Origin of the sequence: Streptomyces sp. IMTB 2501 (assembly GCF_001953885.1) — a bacterium.
In the GTDB taxonomy this organism is placed as follows: domain Bacteria; phylum Actinomycetota; class Actinomycetes; order Streptomycetales; family Streptomycetaceae; genus Streptomyces.
In genome coordinates, this window is record NZ_MQUS01000002.1 from 476,214 (window position 1) to 493,753 (window position 17,540).

The 17,540-nt window shown below is 72.4% G+C and carries 15 protein-coding genes; 3 read left to right on the top strand and 12 right to left on the bottom strand.

The genetic code is table 11. From position 1 onward, the window contains the following. Both AV521_RS06360 and AV521_RS06365 read right to left on the bottom strand, forming a co-directional pair. Nucleotides 1-252, bottom strand: a complete 252-nt coding sequence (locus tag AV521_RS06360) for a WhiB family transcriptional regulator (protein WP_076084620.1) — start codon at nt 250-252, stop codon at nt 1-3. Nucleotides 253-583: 331 nt separating this feature from the next. Beyond that, nucleotides 584-1,471 carry a LysR family transcriptional regulator ArgP gene (locus tag AV521_RS06365; protein WP_076084622.1) on the bottom strand — a complete coding sequence of 296 codons (888 nt, stop codon included), beginning with the start codon at nt 1,469-1,471 and terminating at the stop codon, nt 584-586. A gap of 66 nt (nt 1,472-1,537) precedes the next feature. On the opposite strand from AV521_RS06365, the gene AV521_RS06370 reads away from it, so the two are divergent. After that, on the top strand, nt 1,538-2,155 hold the full coding sequence (locus tag AV521_RS06370) for a LysE/ArgO family amino acid transporter (RefSeq protein WP_076084624.1): 618 nt from the start codon (nt 1,538-1,540) through the stop codon (nt 2,153-2,155). A 94-nt stretch (nt 2,156-2,249) separates the two neighbouring features. Beyond that, nucleotides 2,250-3,575 carry an MFS transporter gene (locus tag AV521_RS06375; RefSeq protein ID WP_076084626.1) on the top strand — a complete coding sequence of 442 codons (1,326 nt, stop codon included), beginning with the start codon at nt 2,250-2,252 and terminating at the stop codon, nt 3,573-3,575. 1 nt (nt 3,576) lies between these two features. Here the strand turns inward: AV521_RS06375 and AV521_RS06380 are convergent, their stop codons facing one another. Together AV521_RS06380 and AV521_RS06385 are read right to left on the bottom strand one after the other, a co-directional pair. Then, nucleotides 3,577-4,035 carry a cyclic nucleotide-binding domain-containing protein gene (locus AV521_RS06380; protein ID WP_076084628.1) on the bottom strand — a complete coding sequence of 153 codons (459 nt, stop codon included), beginning with the start codon at nt 4,033-4,035 and terminating at the stop codon, nt 3,577-3,579. A 281-nt stretch (nt 4,036-4,316) separates the two neighbouring features. Continuing rightward, nucleotides 4,317-4,562: a hypothetical protein gene (locus tag AV521_RS06385; protein WP_076084630.1), complete on the bottom strand. Its 246-nt coding sequence runs from the start codon at nt 4,560-4,562 to the stop codon at nt 4,317-4,319. Between the two features lie 264 nt (nt 4,563-4,826). On the opposite strand from AV521_RS06385, the gene AV521_RS06390 reads away from it, so the two are divergent. Then, nucleotides 4,827-5,678: a SigB/SigF/SigG family RNA polymerase sigma factor gene (locus AV521_RS06390; protein ID WP_076084632.1), complete on the top strand. Its 852-nt coding sequence runs from the start codon at nt 4,827-4,829 to the stop codon at nt 5,676-5,678. 18 nt (nt 5,679-5,696) lie between these two features. On the opposite strand, the gene AV521_RS06395 is transcribed toward AV521_RS06390, so the two are convergent. The 8 genes from AV521_RS06395 to AV521_RS06430 all read right to left on the bottom strand — a co-directional run. Beyond that, nucleotides 5,697-7,919: an FUSC family protein gene (locus AV521_RS06395; RefSeq protein ID WP_076084635.1), complete on the bottom strand. Its 2,223-nt coding sequence runs from the start codon at nt 7,917-7,919 to the stop codon at nt 5,697-5,699. Nucleotides 7,920-8,112: 193 nt separating this feature from the next. Beyond that, on the bottom strand, nt 8,113-9,489 hold the full coding sequence (locus AV521_RS06400) for an NAD(P)/FAD-dependent oxidoreductase (RefSeq protein ID WP_076084638.1): 1,377 nt from the start codon (nt 9,487-9,489) through the stop codon (nt 8,113-8,115). Between the two features lie 235 nt (nt 9,490-9,724). Next, nucleotides 9,725-10,159: an ATP-binding protein gene (locus AV521_RS06405; RefSeq protein ID WP_076084641.1), complete on the bottom strand. Its 435-nt coding sequence runs from the start codon at nt 10,157-10,159 to the stop codon at nt 9,725-9,727. Between the two features lie 138 nt (nt 10,160-10,297). Further along, the gene (locus tag AV521_RS06410; RefSeq protein WP_076084644.1) at nt 10,298-12,196 is read right to left on the bottom strand and encodes a long-chain fatty acid--CoA ligase; all 1,899 of its coding nucleotides are present in this window, start codon (nt 12,194-12,196) and stop codon (nt 10,298-10,300) included. 206 nt (nt 12,197-12,402) lie between these two features. After that, the gene (locus AV521_RS06415; protein ID WP_076084647.1) at nt 12,403-13,491 is read right to left on the bottom strand and encodes a glutamate--cysteine ligase; all 1,089 of its coding nucleotides are present in this window, start codon (nt 13,489-13,491) and stop codon (nt 12,403-12,405) included. 93 nt (nt 13,492-13,584) lie between these two features. Further along, nucleotides 13,585-15,789, bottom strand: a complete 2,205-nt coding sequence (glgB, locus tag AV521_RS06420; protein WP_076084650.1) for a 1,4-alpha-glucan branching enzyme — start codon at nt 15,787-15,789, stop codon at nt 13,585-13,587. Nucleotides 15,790-15,793: 4 nt separating this feature from the next. Beyond that, complete coding sequence (locus AV521_RS06425; RefSeq protein ID WP_076084653.1) at nt 15,794-17,158, bottom strand: maltokinase; 1,365 nt, start codon at nt 17,156-17,158, stop codon at nt 15,794-15,796. A 28-nt stretch (nt 17,159-17,186) separates the two neighbouring features. Continuing rightward, nucleotides 17,187-17,540: alpha-glucosidase C-terminal domain-containing protein (locus tag AV521_RS06430; RefSeq protein ID WP_179022873.1), on the bottom strand; the 354-nt coding region annotated here is incomplete at its 5' end.

Sequence of the window (17,540 nt, forward strand, 5' to 3'; positions counted from 1 at the left end):
TCAGGCCGAGCGCGGCCGGGAACGGGCGCGGCGGCGCAGCGCACGGCGCTCCAGCTCGGTCGTCCCACCCCAGATGCCCATGCTCTGGCCCGCCCTCAGCGCCCACTCCAGACACGGCTCCCGGACGGGGCAGTGCCCGCACACCGCCTTGGCCCGCTCGGTCTGCACCTGGGCGGGCCCGGTGGTGCCGATGGGGAAGAACAGGTCGGGGTCTTCGTGACGGCAGGCGGCATGGTCGCGCCAGTTGTCCATCGAAGTCTCCTGGATCGGATGGAATGCGTGGTCCGGGTCCGGGTGACCGGCCGGGGCGGTGTGAAACGGCGCGACCGGCAGGGGGCCGCGCGAGCATCGCGATCCGGTCATGGGCGCGCGGGACGGCCCGGGGTGAGCCGTCTGCGCTCAACAGGCCGGGAAACGGGGCGGATCGGCCATCGGCCGTGGACACCCGTGCCCGACCGGGCACCGGCGGCGCGGAGTTGGCGGGCAGGCCGTGTGGGACCGTCGGGCGCCGCGCCGCCGCCCGACCACCGTACTCCGCCGGGCGCTCGCATCGGAGCGAAACGGATAAAGCGTAACGGGACCGTCAGTGGCGCAGCGCCTCGGCCGCCGTCGCCGCCACCGCCACGGCCAGTGCCGCGAGTGCGGGGGAGTCGAGCTTCCACTGCTGCCAGTACAGGGCGACGTCCATCCACGCGTCGGGGGCGAGGAGTACCAGCCGGTCCTCCGTGAGCAGCGGCTCCGCCTGGACCTCCGGCACCATGCCCCAGCCGAGTCCCGCGGCGACCGCGTCCAGGAACCCCTCCGAGGTGGGTACATGGTGCCGGAACGGGCCGGCCGGGCCGCGCCCCAGCCGCCGTACGAAGGCGTCCTGGAAGTCGTCCTTGCGGTCGAAGACCACGACGGGAGCCTGGGGAAGAGCCTCCGGCAGGGGCCGCCCGCCCAGGTGCCTCTCGGTGAACTCCGGTGCGGCGACCGGCAGATAGCGCATCCGGCCGAGCGGTCGCACGGTGCAGCCCGGCACCGGATCGGGCGCGGAGGTCACCGCCGCCATCACGAGACCCTCGCGCAGCAGGGCCGCCGTGTGGTCCTCGTCCTCGCGGTGGAGTTCGTAGCAGAGTCCCGCCACCCGGGTCAGCGCCGGCAGGAACCAGGTGGCCAGGGAGTCCGCGTTCACCGCCACCGAGACCCGCGTCGGTTCCCCGGCACCGCTCAGCCCCAGCTCGCCCCAGGCGTCCCGCTCCAGCCGCGCGAGCTGCCGGGCGTAGCGCACCAGCACCGCGCCCGACTCCGTGGCCCGCACCGGTTTGGTGCGCTGCAGCAGCACCCGGCCGGTGCGCTGTTCGAGTGCCTTGACCCGCTGGCTGACCGCCGACGGCGTCACATGCAGGGCGGCCGCGGCGGCGTCGAAGGTGCCCTCGTCCACCACGGCGAGCAGCGTCCGCACCTGGTCCAGGGGAAGCTCCGTCATCACAATGGCTAAGGATACGTAAGAATCCTTAGCTGTACTTGTGCAGAGTGCCTGCCTAGGTTCGACGGCATGAACCACGCCCTGACCGCCGCGGCCGCCGGATTCGGCACCGGCCTCTCCTTGATCGTCGCCATCGGCGCGCAGAACGCCTTCGTCCTGCGGCAGGGGGTGCGCCGGGACGCGGTCCTCGCCGTGGTCGGCATCTGCGCGCTGTCCGACGCGGTGCTCATCGCGCTCGGCGTCGGCGGAATCGGTGCGGTCGTGGTGGCGTGGCCGGGGGCGGTCCGGGCGGTCGGCCTCGTCGGGGGTGTCTTCCTGCTCTGCTACGGCGTCCTCGCCGCCCGCCGGGTGCTCAGGCCGGGCGCCGCCGGGCTGAGCGCCGAGGGGGAGGCCGCGGGATCCCGGCGCCGGGCGGTGCTCACCTGCCTCGCGATGACCTGGCTCAACCCGCATGTCTACCTGGACACCGTGTTCCTGCTCGGTTCCCTCGCCGCCGACCGGGGCGCGCTGCGCTGGACCTTCGGTCTCGGCGCCGTGCTCGCCAGCCTGTGCTGGTTCGCCGCGCTCGGCTTCGGCGCCCGGCTGCTCGGCCGCTTCCTGGCCCGTCCGGCGGCCTGGCGCGTCCTGGACGGACTGGTCGCCGTCACGATGCTGGCGCTCGGGGCCGCGCTCGTGGCCGGTTCCTGAGCGAAGGCTTTCGACATGTACACGGGGTCCTGAGATAGTTAGGCTCTCGAAGAGAAAAGATGTAGCGAGCAAGTAGCGAGCGACCAGGACACCCGTGGACACGAGCGAGAGCAGTACCACCGAACCCGACTCCGCGACGGACGCGACCGACGCGACGGAGGTGACGGACGAGGCGCCGCCGCCCCGGCGCGGCTGGCGCCGCTGGGCGATGGACACCCGTCCGCTGCGCATCCCCGCCTACCGCCGCCTGTGGACGTCGACCATCGTCACCGCCGTCGGCAGCCAGCTCACCGCCGTCGCCGTGCCGAAGCAGATCTACGACATCACGCACTCCTCGGCATGGGTGGGCTACGCGAGCCTGGCGGGCCTCGTGCCCATGGTGGCGTTCGCGCTGTGGGGCGGGGCGGTCGCCGACACCGTGGACCGGCGCAAGCTGCTGCTGGTCACCAACTCAGGCATCGCCGTGACCTCGCTGCTGTTCTGGGCGCAGGCCGTCAGCGGGCTGGACTCGGTCGTCGTACTGATGCTGCTGCTCGCGGTGCAGCAGGCGTTCTTCGGGCTCAACGCCCCCGCCCGCAACGCCTCCATCGCCCGGCTGGTCCCGGTCACGGAACTGCCCGCCGCCAACGCGCTCGGTTCCACGGTGATGCAGACCGGCCTGGTGGCGGGTCCGCTGCTCGCCGGTGTGCTGATCCCGGTCATCGGGCTGCCCGAGCTGTACCTCATCGACGCCCTGGCGCTGTGCGTGACCGTGTGGGCCGTCTTCCGGCTGCCCGCGCTGCCGCCGCTCGGAGAGGTCGCCGCCCGCCGGGCCGGGATACGCGAGATAGTCGAGGGCTTCCGCTACATGTCCCGGCACAAGGTGCTGCTGCTGTCCTTCCTCGCCGACATCGTCGCCATGGTCCTCGGCATGCCCCGCGCGCTGTTCCCGCAGCTGGCCGCCCAGACCTACCACTCCTACGGCGAAGGGCTCGCGCTCGGTGTGCTGTTCGCCGGCATCCCGGTCGGCGCGGTGCTCGGCGGGCTGTTCTCCGGGGTGTTCTCACGGGCCCGCCGGCACGGCTGGATGGTCATCGGAGCGGTCGTCGCCTGGGGCGTGGCCATCGCCGGCTTCGGGCTGAGCGGCAACCTGTGGGTGGCCCTGGCCTTCCTCGCCGCGGCCGGTGTCGCCGACATGGTCTCGATGGTGTTCCGCGGCGCGATCCTGCTGTCGGCGGCGACCGACGAGATGCGCGGCCGGATGCAGGGAGTGTTCACCGTGGTCGTCGCGGGCGGCCCACGCCTGGCCGACGTGCTGCACGGCACAGCCGGCTCGGCCTTCGGCCCAAGGGTCGCCGTGGCGGGCGGTGGCGCCCTGGTCGTCGTGGTCATGCTGGCCCTGACCGCGGCCGTACCGGCACTGCGCCGATACCGGATCTGAGCTACAGCAGTCCGGTGCGTCGCTGGATGGCGTACTGGTCCATCAGCTTGCCCCGGGTCGTCTCCAGCCGGTGGGCGAGGATCTCGGCCACCGTCCGGACCAGGGAGAGCCCGAGCAGCGGGTCCTCCACGCTCAGCGCGAGCACCGAGGGTCCGTCGAACTCGTAGGCCCGTACGTTGCTGAAGGCCACCGCGCCGAAGTCCCACTGGTACGGCGGGAACAGCCAGGACCAGCCGAGCAGGTCGCCGGCGCCGAGGGAGGCCACCGTCACCCGCTGCCGGGAGGTGACCTGCTGGTCCAGGTGGACCGCCCCCGAACGGATCACCCAGAACCGGTCGGCGGTGCCGCCCGCCTCGAAGATGCGCGTGTCCTCCGGGAACGAGACCTCCTCGGCCAGTTCCATCAGGCGCTCGCGCTGCTGCTGGGGCAGGGCGGTCAGCAGTTTTATCGCTTTGGTCATGGCGCGGGGCTCCTCGCCGGCAGCGGTTCGGGTGCGTTCCTCTCAGCCCATTTCAGCCGCTGCCGCCCCTGCGAGCACCTCGAAGGGCGCGGATTTCCTCGCCGGATCACCGGTTCGCCGCCGGTTCCGGGCAGTAAAAAGCCCTGGCTGGACGGGGGAGACCAGCCAGGGCCGTGTGCGGTGACGCTCAGGAGGGAGGAAGGACGGTTCCGGTCACCTCCGGCATCACGTATGTATGAACGATAAACCATCTGGTGTGCGTTCCGGAAATCGGAAGCCGGTCACGTGACCTGTTTCACGCCTTCCGCCGGGGCCGGCCGCCGCCCGCCCGGACACACGATCTCCTCCAGCACCTGCAGCACCGCCTCGAACGCCCGCGCCCGGACCGCCGCCTCCCGCGCGCCGTCCGGATCAGTCGACGCCAGGCTCCGCGCACGCTCCTGCCAGGCCCGCTCCTCCTCGGCCGCCCGCTCCCGGGCGCGCTGGATGCGTCGCAACAACTCGTCCGCGTTCACGCCATCGGTCATGCCGACCGGGTACCCCCCAGGCCCGCGGTGATGACACGGGAACCGGGTTCTGCCTGTGCGGTGTTTGCCCGCCCGGAGCACAGGGCAGGCGGAATTCGTGCTTCGGACCGGAGGCGCGCGCCCAGCGGGAACCGTACGACCGCCGGGGACCCTTCCGGCGGACCGGGTGGCTCACCCCGGCGGGCTCTGATCCCACCGTGAGGCATGGCCGCGGAAGCCCGTTCCGGCGGTGCGCCCTGAAACCACGTTCAGGAGCGATTGCGCATGCTGACCGATTTGTCGACAAGCCGCCCCAGCGCACCCGACCCGACCGCCGACACCGCACCCGCGCTCAGAACCCACGACGACGCCCCCGACACCGCGGAGCTGTTCGCCCGGCTCGCGGGCCTGGGTGACGGCCCAGAACGGAACGCCGTACGCGGCGAACTCGTCACCGCCTGGCTGCCCATGGCCCACCGCATCGCCGGCCGCTTCCGCGACCGGGGCGAGTCCGTCGAGGACCTGCGGCAGGTGGCCGCGCTCGGGCTGGTCAAGGCCGTCGACCGGTTCGACCCCTCCCGCGGGGCCTTCGAGAGCTATGCCGTGCCGACCGTCACCGGCGAGGTCAAGCGGCACTTCCGGGACCGGATGTGGGCCCTCAGGGTGCCGCGCCGGGTCCAGGAACTGCGCAACCGGGTGCGCCTGGCCCGCCGCGAACTCGCCCAGCACCCCGGCAGCCCCGAACCCACCGTCACCGCCATCGCCGCCCACACCGGCCTTACCGAGGACGAGGTCGGCGCGGGCCTGGAGGCGCTGGAGAGCTTCAGCACCCTGTCCCTGGACGCCGAACTGTCCGCCGGGGACGACGGCTGCAGCCTCGCCGACACCCTCGGCACGACGGACACCTCCTACGACGTCGTGGTCGACCGTGAGGCCGCGAAGGCGGGGCTGCGCCGACTGCCCGAGCGGGAACGGGCCATCCTCTACATGCGGTTCTTCGAGGACATGACGCAAAGCCGCATCGCCGACCGGCTGGGCATCTCCCAGATGCACGTCTCCCGGCTGATCAGCCGCAGCTGCGCCCGCGTCCGCGACGAGGCGCTGGGCCGGTGCGCCGAGGGCGCACGCCCGGCATGACGCGCGGCCGACGGACCGTCACTTCTTCGGCCGGTCCGCTCCGGTGGTGATGCCCAGCGGCCGGGCCAGGCCCGAGACCGCCTCGTCCAGCCGCTGGAGATGGCGCAGCACCCGGTCGGTGACCCGGCCGTAGCGCGGGGTGCGCAGGGTTCCCGGCTCCAGCATCGAGGCGATGCTCGGGCCTCGCTCGATCTCCGCCGTGGCGCGCGGGTCGGCGACATGCGCGGAGATCGCCTCGATGTTGTGCACGATCCGCGCACACGCCCCGCGCAGCCGGGGGTCCGCCGCGATCGACGGATGCGTGGGCAGCAGTTCGGCCGTGGCCGCGAGCGAACGCCCGTGATAGGCGCAGGTCTCCAGCAGCGCCACCACATACCGGGCCGTGTCCCGACGGGCGCGCAGCGGAGCGATCGGATGGGTCAACGGCTCGGTGGCCGCGCGCAGGTCGGCCAGCGCCTGGTCCAGATCGCGGGCCTGCTCCACCAGATCGGCGCCCGCCCCGCCGCTCAACTGGTCCACGGCGGCCCGCGTGACGTCCGCCAGCCGGTTCAGCACCTCGACGAGGAGTTCGTTGGTACGGCGGTCGGTGTGGATCGGCAGCACCACCGCCGCCGCGATCACCCCGCAGGCCGCGCCGAGCGCCGTCTCCTCCACCCGCAGCACCAGAACCGACAGGCTGTAGGTGTTCAGCAGCGTGTACAGCAGCCCCAGCATCGCCGTGACGAAGAACGACATCAGCGTGTACGAAAGGGGCGCCGTGTAGAACATCGCGAAGATGCACACGAGTACCAGCGCGAACGCCGTCCACGTGTGGTGCCCGACCAGCCCGGCGAGCCCGATACCGGCCACCACGCCGAGCACCGTGCCCAGCAGCCGCCGGTAGCCCTTCACCAGGATCTCGCCGGTGGAGGCGGTGTTGATGAACACGATCCAGCAGGTCAGCACCGCCCAGTACCAGCGCTGACTGGACAGCAGCTCGCCGCCGACGATGGCCAGCGCGGAGCCGACGGCCACCTGCACCGCGGCCCGTGTCGTGGGACGGCTCAGACCGCCCGGCTCCGGCTCCTCCGCCTCGGCCTCCTCACCCGCCTCGATCGCGGCGTCCTCCGCGTCCAGCTCCTCGCGCGAGCGGGCCGTGGCCGGGGTGTCGTCCGACTCGTCCTGCGGTCCGTCCAGCGCCAGCCGCAGCCCCAGGGCGGCACGTGCGGCCTCGCCGAGCCCACGGAAGACGTCCTGCACGGCCGGCGAGGCCTTGGGCAGGTTCTCCTCCTCGCGGTAGCCGAGCAGCCGGTTGCGCACCTGCGCGAGCGCGGTACCGCGGGCCTCGCCGAGCGGCCGCAGCATCAGCACCCGCAGCGCCTGCAGGTCCCGGCGCAGCGCCTCCGTCGCCTCGTCCCGCACCGGCAGCTCACCGCCCAAGGGCAGCGGGGCGCCCGGCAGATGCAGGGTCAGGGTGTCGGTCCGCTCAGCACTGCGCGCGGTGAGCAGCAGCAGGCCGAGCCGTTCGGAGGCGATCTCGGCGTCGGCGGTCCGGCGCTGCAGCAGCCGGGCGACGGTCGCGTCGGAGGCGCCGTCCTCCAGCCGCCCCTGGATCATCAGCGCCGTCTCGTGCAGCCGCGCGGTGGCCGTGCGCAGATCCTCCAGGACCTTCTCCACGCCGTCCGGGCCGACGTCCAGCAACTCGGCCTGGACGGCGATCAGCTGGGCGAGCCGGGCGCGGAACGCCCGCCGCAGCCGGTCCAGGGTGCCGGCCGGGGTCTGCGGCAGCAGCACGAAGCGCGCGGCGGCACTGCAGGCGAACGCCACGCAGAGCACGCCGTACAGCGCGGGCAGTGTGGCGGTCGTCGCGTGCACGAACAGGGAGAGGAAGTAGACCTGGAAACCGATCAGTCCGAGCGCCGTGCCGCGGTCGCCGAACCGGCGGCCGTAGACCGCGCAGAAGATGAGGGCGACGAAGAACAGGTCCCCGAGGACGACCCGTTGGTTCAGCAGCGCGCCCAGCGACACCGAGGCCAGCGCCACCGGCAGACCGAGCGCGAGCGTCACGGCCTGCTGGGCGCGCTGCGTCTCGCGGATCGCGAAGGTCGACACCATCGCGGCCATGGCACCGGCGACCAGCTGGGACACCGGCACCCGCAGGGCGGCCAGCACGGCGAGGGCCAGCGCGATCGCGACGACCGTGCGCAGACCGGCGGTGAGCCTGAGCAGCCCGGGATCGGACGCCGCGAGCCGGTCCCACATCCGTACACGCCCCGACCGTCCCGCTGTGCCCACGCCGCCGCGCTCTCTCCCGTGCCAGAAATCGATCTACGACCCAGCATCGCACGACGGTCCGGATTACCTGCCCTCGGCCGGTGTCGCGACCACCAGAGCACCTGCGGTGGCGCCCCCCGACCGAGCTGCGGGCACCAGGTCTTCGCTCCCGTGCGTCACATCACGGGCTCCCCTTGGCCGTCCCCTCCGCCCGGGCCCGTACCTGTTCCGGCGTCAGATACGAGTTGGTGAACTCGAAGTCCTTCAGCCGGGCGGGCTTGCGGGCCTGGAAGCCGGTGCGGACGAAATCGTCGCCCGCGACCGCGTTCAGCAGCCAGTTGGTCATCACCCGGGTCTTGGCGACGTTGGTGCGCAGCGCCGACCAGTGGTATCCGCGGGCCACCGCCTGGGCCGGCAGCCCGCGCAGCTCGATGCCGAGCGGCTTGGACACGGCGTCCTTGCCGCCGAGGTCGACGACGAGGCCCAGGTCGTGATGCACATACGGCTGCAGCGGCTGCCCCCGCAGGGTCGCGATGACATTGTCGGCGACCGTCCTGCCCTGGCGCATGGCGTGCTGCGCGGTGGGCGGGCAGACCGCGCCCTCCTCGCCCTTGGCCAGGTCCGGTACGGCGGCCGAGTCGCCGAGCGAGAACACCCCGTCGTAGCCCGGCAGGGTCATCTCCGGGGTGACCGCCAGCCGGCCGCGGACCGTCTCCGCTCCGAGCGTGGCGATCAGCGGGCTCGCGACCACACCGGCCGTCCAGATCAGTGTGTGCGTGGGCACCACCCGGCCGTCGGTGAAGGTGACCTCCTCCGCCCCGGCCTTCTCGATCGACACGCCCAGCGACACCTCGATGCCGCGCCGCCCGAGGATCTCCTGCGCGCTGCGGCCGAGCTTGTCGCCCAGCTCCGGCATGAGCTTGGGCGCGATGTCGATCAGATGCCACTTGATCAGGCCGGGATCCAGCCGCGGGTAGCGGGTGACGGCCGCGTGCGTCAGCCGCTGCAGACACGCGGCGGTCTCGGTGCCGGCGTATCCGCCGCCGACCACCACGAACTGCAGCCGGGCCGCCCGCTCTAGCGGGTCGTCGCTGGCGTCGGCGAGGTCGAGCTGGGTGATGACGTGGTCGCGGATGTAGGCGGCCTCGGCGAGGGTCTTCATCCCGAAGGCGTGGTCGGTCAGCCCCGGGATGTCGAAGGTGCGGGTCACGCTGCCCGGAGCCAGCACGATGTAGTCGTAGGGCTCGTTGACGATCTGGTCGGTGATGGTGCGGACGACGCACACCTTGGCCTTCAGATCCACGCCGATCGCGCCGCCGGGCAGGATCCGGGTGCGGTACTTCTTGCTGCGGCGCAGGCTCAGGGCGATCGACTGCGGCGTGAGCACACCGGAGGCGACCTGGGGCAGCAGGGGCAGATACAGCTGGTACGAGTAAGGCGTCACCAGGGTGACGTCGGCCTCGGCGGGAGCGAGTTTCCGCTCCAGGCGGCGCACGCACTCGACGCCGGCGAAGCCTGCGCCAACCACCAGGATCCTGGGTCGTGTCACGGTGTTCATCCCTTTCTGCGGCTCCAGGCGGTCCGACTCGACGCCGTTCGCCTGCCTGGATCGAGGCGCACCAGCTTCGATCCCACCGTGCCCCGGACCGTTCCGCCAGCCGGGCGCGGCAGGCAGACGAACGCGTGGGCACCAGCATGCCCCCACACGGGGCGGAGTAACCGGGGTTCGCACACTTACACGTCGTACGCGCAGGCGGCGTACGACGCGTGAGCGGCCGCCGGTCCTTACGGCGTCACCAGGGCAGGAACGCGTGGATGTCCTTGCCCTCGTCGTGCACGATGACGCTGACCTGTGTGCACAGCGTGTGCAGCAGGTGCCAGCCGATGCCGCCGCCACCCGTGCCCGGGTGGAAGGGCCGCGCTCTGGGCCTGACCGTGCTCGTGTCGTGCATCGTCACGTGCACACCGTCGAAGGTGCGGCGCAGCCGCAGACCGAACGGCCCGGGCGCGTACTGGATCGCGTTGGCGGCCAGTTCCGTCACGACCAGCAGGATGTCGTCCCAGTACTCGTGCGCGGCCGGCGGCGAGCGCAGGGCGAGCGCGCCCAGGAACTCCTCCGCGGCGAGCCGCGCCTCCGTGACATTGTGCAGCTCACCCGCGAAGGAGAAGACGCGCTCATAGCTGTCCTCCGCAGGAGGTATGCCGCCCCCGCGCCGCTCCGTCGACATCTCGCATTCCCTGGTTCCGGCCGGTCGGGGCCCCGGCGGACCCTCGGCCGAGCCGTCGTCGGTCCGATCTCCTTCTGCGTGTGCGGGTTCCCCGCAGCCGGGGGGCTATGTACGAGGGCGGCCGCGCGGCGCGGGAGGTCAGCGGAAGACGTCGTCCGGCTCGTCCCAGTCCGCCGGTTCCCGCGGGCCCCGCGCCACCCGGGACCGTGCCTGGTACATCGCCTCGATCTCGGCGGCGTAATGCCGGACTATCGCGTCCCGGCGCAGCTTCATCGACGGGGTGAGCAGTCCGTTGTCCGCGGCGAACGGCTCCGGCAGGACCCGGTAGACCCGGATGGACTCCGCACGCGACACGGCACTGTTCGCGGAGGCCACGGCCCGCGCGATCTCGTCCCGCAGCGCGTTCTCCTCACGGGTCTCGCGGCCCGGACCGCCACCCTGCAGCGCCAGGCCGGCCCGCCAGTGCGCGAGGAAGTCCGGGTCCAGGGTGAGCAGGGCGCCGACGCAGGGCCGGTCGTCGCCGAGCACGACCGCCTGGTGGACCAGCGGATGCATACGCAGCCGCTGCTCCAGCGGGGCCGGGGCGACACTCGTGCCGCCACTGGTGACGATGATGTCCTTCTTGCGCCCGGTGATCGTCAGATAGCCCTCGGAGTCCACCCGCCCGATGTCCCCGGTGGCCAGCCAGCCACCGCGCAGCGCGGCCCGCGTCGACGCCTCGTCACCGACATAACCCTGGAACACCGACGGGCCGCGGACCAGGATCTCCCCGTCGTCGGCCACCTGGACCTCGGTGCCCGGCAGCGGCCGGCCCACGGTCCCGGACTTCTCCCGCCCGAGCGGCTGCATGGTGATCCCGCCGGAGGACTCGGTCAGGCCGTAGCCGTCGTTGATGCCCACCCCGATGCCCTCGTAGAACAGGGTCAGTTCACGGCTGAGCGAGGAACCGCCGGAGGTACCGCGCACCACCCGCCCGCCGAGCGCCGCCCGCAGCCTGCGGTACACCGTCCGCTCGTACAGGGCGTGCTGCAGTCTGAGGTCGAGCCCGGGACCCGGCCCGGTGCCCAGCCGGCGGCGCTCCTCGGCCACCGCGAAGTCCCGCGCGGTCTGCGCGGCCCGCTCGAACAGGACACCCCGGCCCGCCTGCTGCGCGGCCCGCAGGACATTCTTGTAGAGCTTCTCGAACACCGACGGCACGCCGTACAGATACGTCGGCCGGAACGTGCGCAGCGCCGACGCCAGCGCGGCCTCGGTCAGCTCCGGCTCGTGCGCCATCAGCACACCGCCGCGGACACACGTGAGCATGATCATGATGCCGTACACATGCGAGAACGGCAGGAAGGCCAGCACCGACGGCTGCTGCCCCGGCGGCGCGGCGGTGTGCGCCCAGCCGGCCAGCAGCGTGTCGCAGGGGTAGGCGAGACCGCGGTGGCTCAGCGCGCAGCCCTGGGGGCGGCCGGAGGTGCCGGAGGTGTAGACGACCGCCGCGGTGGCGTCCGGCAGCACGATCCGGCGCAGCGACTCCACGGTGGTGTACGGCACCACCGCGCCCTGCCGGACGAGTTCGGGCACCGCGCCCGCGTCCAGCTGCCAGACATGACGCAGCCGCGGCAGCCCGGCGCACACCGTGCCGACGGTCATCACGCCCTGCTCGTCCTCGACCACCACGGCCACACAGCCGGCGTCCCGCAGGATCCACTCGGCCTGGTCGCGCGAGGAGGCCGGATGGACCGGCACGACCTCCGCGCCCACGGCCCACAGCGCAAGGCTGAACACGGTCCACTCGTGACGGGTGCGGGACATCAGGGCCACCCGGTGGCCGGGGGAGATCCCGGCGGCGACCAGCCCCTTGGCCAGGTCGACCACCTCGTCCCGCAGCTCGAACGCCGTCACCTCCTGCCAGACCGTGGCGGCGGGATCCGCGCGGCGCGCGAGCACCGGCAGGGTGGGACTGCGCTCCGCGGTGTCGAAGACGCTGTCGGCGAGGCCGCCGGTGAGCGGCGGGGCAACGGCGGGAGCGAAAGCGACGTCGCGCATGCGCTGCTCCAGGGTGTACGGAGGGTCACACCGCCGATCGGCTCTGTGTCGGCGGTGCTTGAATGTAGCCGAGGCGAGCGCGTCCGGTGCGGGGAACGGAGAAGTCGTGATCGGCTGATGACCTGCGCGTGTCCGGGGCCCGGCGGAGACGCGTTCGGAGGTGGGTGACGGCCGGAGCGTTCAGACGTGGGCGACGGCCGGGACGCTCAGCCCTGGGTGTGCCGTACGCACTCGGTGACAACCCCTCGCAGGCTGCCGGCCCGCTCCAGCAGCCGGCGCTGCTGACGTGCCCCGTTGCCCCGCCGCAGCAGCTCCGCGAGGCCCTGCTCGGCGCGCTCGGCGTCGCCGTACTCGGTGAGGGCGTCCCTGGTGTACTCCAGCAGCGAGCGCAGCACCTCCGGCGCGGGGCGGGGCTGCATCGTCACGGGGTCGAGCAGGTCCTCGTCCATCCCCGACCGGGCGGCCTGCCACGCGCCCAGCCGGAGCACGCTCACGCTGTGGTCCGGCGGCGGCCGGCCGGCCCGCCAGTCGCGCGCCGCCGTCTCCACCAGGGCACGGGTCAGGGTGGCGACGAGTACGGCCGTCTGCGCGCACAGGCACACGTCCGCCACCCGGATCTCCACGGTCGGGCAGTGGGCGGACAGCCGCGCGTCGAAGTAGGCCATCGCCTCGTCCAGGATGACGCCGGTGGCCATCATGTCCCGCACCCTGCGGTGGTACCGCTCGGGCGAGACGAACAGCTCGGTCGGGCCGGCCGACGGCCAGCGTTCCCAGACCCGGGTGCGGTAGCTGGCGTAGCCGGTGTCGCTGCCCTGCCAGAACGGAGAGTTGGCGCTGATCGCGACGAGCGCCGGCAGCCAGGGGCGCAGCCGGTCGAGCACCGCGACCCCCTCCTCGTCGGACTCCACCGCAACATGGACATGGCAGCCGCAGACGAGCTGGTCCCGGGTGCCGGCTCCGAACCGCTCGGCCAGCCACGCATAGCGCTCGTTCACGGTCAGCAAGGGATCGACCGGGAGCGGGGAGGCGGCGAGCGCCGCGACCGCGCAGCCGAACTGCCCGGCGTGCCGAGCCGCCTCCTTGCGGCAGCGCACGATCTCCTCGCCGAGGGCCGCCATGTCCGACTGCGGATGCGTGGCGAACTCCAGCATCTGCCCGAACAACTCCTCGTCGAACACGTCCTGCCCGGGATCGTCATGGGCGGCTTGAGCGAGGATGGCCGCAGCCACCGCCCTCGGGTCGCCGGTCTCCGGGTCGACCAGAAGGAGTTCCTCCTCCACTCCGACGGTGCGCACGTGGTGCCACCCTTCCGTGTTCAGGCCACGAGGGGCCGGTCAGGAGCCGGGAGGACCCGACTGCCGCTGGGCCGGCCTCCGGACACCTGTGGTTCAGCGCTCCGGCGCCAGCCAGAGCGTGGCGAGCGGCGGCAGCGTGAGCCTGAGGCCATTGTCCTCGCGTTTCAGCGGCCCCGCGCTGCCGACCCCGCTGCCGCCGTAGCGGACGTCGTCGGTGTTCAGCACCTCCCGCCAGGCGGGGAACCCGTCCGGGACCCACAGCCCGTATTCGTGCCGGACGACCGGGGAGAAGTTCGACACCGCGAGCAGCGGAGCGCCGTCGGCGGCGAAGCGCAGGAACGCGAAGACGTTGTCGTCCGCCGCGTCGCACAGCACCCACCCAAAGCCGCCCGGGTCGCAGTCCCGCTGCCACAGCGCCGGGGTGTCCCGGTACAGCGTGTTCAGGTCCCGGACGAGATCCCGCACGCCCCGGTGATCACCGGCCGAGTGGTAGTCGTCGCCCAGCAGCCACCACTCGGGGCCGTGCGTCTCGGACCACTCGGCCCCCTGTGCGAACTCCTGCCCCATGAACAACAGCTGTTTCCCCGGATGGGCCCACATGAAGCCGAGGTAGGCGCGGTGATTGGCCCGGCGCTGCCACCAGTCGCCCGGCATCTTCGACACCAGCGCCTGTTTGCCGTGCACGACCTCGTCGTGGGAGATCGGCAGGACGTAGTTCTCGCTGTACGCGTACACCATCGCGAAGGTCATGTCGTGGTGGTGGTACTTGCGGTGCACCGGCTCCTTCTGGACGTACTGCAGCGAGTCGTGCATCCAGCCCATGTTCCACTTCAGCCCGAAGCCGAGCCCGCCGCTGTCCGTCGGCCGGGTCACCCCGTCCCACGCGGTGGACTCCTCGGCGATCGTCACGACACCCGGGCAGCGCCGGTACACGGTGGCGTTCATCTCCTGCAGGAAGGCGACCGCGTCCAGGTCCTCCCGCCCGCCGAAGACGTTCGGCTCCCACTGCCCGGAGTCCCGCGAGTAGTCGAGATAGAGCATCGAGGCGACGGCGTCCACCCGCAGCCCGTCGATATGGAACTCCTCGCACCAGTACACCGCGTTGGCGACCAGGAAGTTGCGCACCTCGGTGCGGCCGAAGTCGAACTCGTACGTCCCCCAGTCCGGATGCTCGGCCCGCCGCCAGTCCCCGGGCTCGTACAGCGGTTCCCCGTCGAACCGGGCCAGCGCCCAGTCGTCCTTGGGGAAGTGCGCCGGCACCCAGTCCATGATCACACCGAGGCCGGCCCGGTGCAGCGCGTCCACCAGGTACCGGAAATCGTCCGGGGAGCCGAGGCGCGGCGTCGGCGCGTAGTACGAGGTGACCTGGTAGCCCCAGGAACCGCTGAACGGATGCCCGGCGACCGGCATCAGCTCAACGTGCGTGAAGCCCATCTCCTTGACGTAGGCGGGCAGTTCGTCAGCCAGATGACGGTAACTCAGTCCTGGTCGCCAGGAGGGCAGATGGACCTCGTACACGGAGAACGGCGCCTGGTGGACGGGCGTGTCGCCCCGGTGGGCCATCCATTCCGCGTCGCCCCACTCGTACCGTGACACCGCGACGACCGACGCTGTGTCGGGCGGCACCTCCGTGCACCGCGCCATCGGGTCGGCCTTGAGGAAGCGATGGCCGTGCCGCGAGGTGATCTCGAACTTGTACCGGGCGCCCTCGCCGATCCCCGGCAGGAACAACTCCCACACCCCGGACGCGCCGAGCGAGCGCATCGGGTACTGCGTGCCGTCCCAGTACGTGAAGTCCCCGGCCACCCGCACCCCTTGGGCGTTCGGCGCCCACACGGTGAAGCGGGTGCCGGTCACACCCTGGTGGGTCATCGGCTCGGCGCCGAGCGCCTGCCACAGCTGCTCGTGCCGGCCCTCCCGGATCAGATGCAGATCCAGCTCACCGACAGCGGGCAGGAAGCCGTACGGATCGTGCACCTCCTGCTCGACCTCGTCGTACGCCACCAGCAGCGTGTACGACGGCGGGATCTCCGGGTACGGCAGCACGGCCGCGAACAGACCGTCGCCCTCCGACACGAGCGGGTGGCGTGTGCCGTCGGCCACCACGCTCACCGCCCGTGCGTGCGGGCGCAGTGCCCGGAACACGGTGCCGCCCGGGACCGGGTGGGCGCCCAGCAGGGCGTGCGGATCGTGGTGGGCGCCGCCGAGCAGCCGGCCGCGCTCGGCCGGGTCGAGCGGAGCGGCCCTGACCGGCGTGGGGCCGGCGGTCTCGGGGAGCGAGGTGTCGCGCAGAGCCATGACGTCAGCCTCCCCACACGGCGAGCCGCTTGATCGCCGCCATCGGTACCGGAAGCCAGTCCGGCCGGTGTCTCGCCTCGTAAAGCACCTCGTAGACCGCCCTGTCCGTCTCGTGCGCGCGCAGCAGCGCGTGCTTCTTCCGTGGATCCCAGCCGGCGCGGGCCGCATAGCCCGCGCAGAACGCCTCCCGGCAGCGGCGCGCCCACTCGGGTCGCCAGGGGCGGCGCTGCCGGGCCGCGTAGTCGAAGGAGCGCAGCATCCCCGCCACGTCCCGCACCGGGGAGTGCGGGGCCTGCCGCTCGGCGAGCGGCCGGGAGGGCTCACCCTCGAAGTCGATGACGAACCAGTCGCGGCCCGCCCGCAGCACCTGCCCCAGGTGCAGATCGCCGTGAATGCGCTGCGCGGGCGGCCCGGAGTCGCAGGTGGCGAGCGCCCCGAACGCGGCCCGCAGCCCCGGCACAAAAGGCCTGAGCCCCGGTACGGCGTGCGCGGCGGCGTCCAGCCGTGCACACATCGCCCGCGCCGTACGCCCGTTCTCGCCCGGCCCGGCCGGGCCGAACGCCTCGGCCAGCGCCAGGTGCACCTCGGCCATGGCCCGGCCCAGCTCCCGGGCCTCGGCGGTGAACTCGTCGCCCGCGGCGAGCGCGCGCAGCGCCAGCGTCCAGCCGTCGGTCGCGTCCGGCAGGAACGGCTGCAGCACGCCCAGGGTGGCCGGCTGCGGCGCGGTCGTACCGAACCATGCCACCGGCGCGGGCACCCGGGTGCAGCCCTGCGCGGCCAGCGCGGCCGTCACCTCCAGGTCCGGGTTGACCCCCGGCTGGATACGGCGGAAGACCTTCAGGATGTACGCGTCGCCGTACACGATCGAGGAGTTGGACTGCTCGACGTCCAGCAGCCGCGGCGGCAGACCGCCCGGCACCAAGGCGCCCGGGTCGGCCTCGAACCGCAGGGGCCCCGCCGCACCGGGCTGCCGCAGCCGCTCCAGCAGCAGATGGGCCGACCGAGGGTCGTGCAGCGCGTCGTACACCGCGAGCCCGGCGAACGGCCCCTGCCCGGCCCGCCCGATGAACGCCCGCTCCAGCCGCGGGGCGTGCTGCTCGCGCAGTCCGAGCAGCAGCTGGTAGCAGTCGCCCGGCGGGGGAGTGCCGCCCGGCGTCGGCACGGGCGCGTGCGAGGCGTGCACCAGCAGATGCAGACACCCCGGGAGCAGCTCGGTCACGGACAGCACCGACAGATCGGTGACGGGCCGGTCCTTGCCCGCGAACCAGCGTTGCCCCGGCAGCCACTCGCGCAGCAGCCCGCTCAGGGAGACAAGAGGCCCGTCGAAGGCCGCCGCGGTTCTCGGGCGAACGGTGATGGTCTTCGGCATGACGCGTCCTTTCCTCGGCGCCGGCGTCTCAGTGACGGCGGCCGATGCGGGATGCGACTCGGGTGAGCCGGAACCAGTAGAAACCGTGGCCCTGCAGGGTCAGCAAGTAGGGCAGTTCACCGATGGCCGGGAAGCGGACCCCGCCGATCAGCTCGACCGGATGCCGCCCGTCGTAGGCCCGCAGGTCGAGTTCGGTGGGCTGGGCGAAGCGGGAGAAGTTGTGGACGCACAGCACCAGGTCGTCCCCTCCTTCCCCGGTCAAGGGGGCCTCGCGCAGGAATGCCAGCACCGCCGGGTTGGAGGACTGCAGCTCGTTGTAGGACCCCAGTCCGAAGGCAGGATTCTGCTTGCGGATCTCGATCATGCGGCGGGTCCAGTGCAG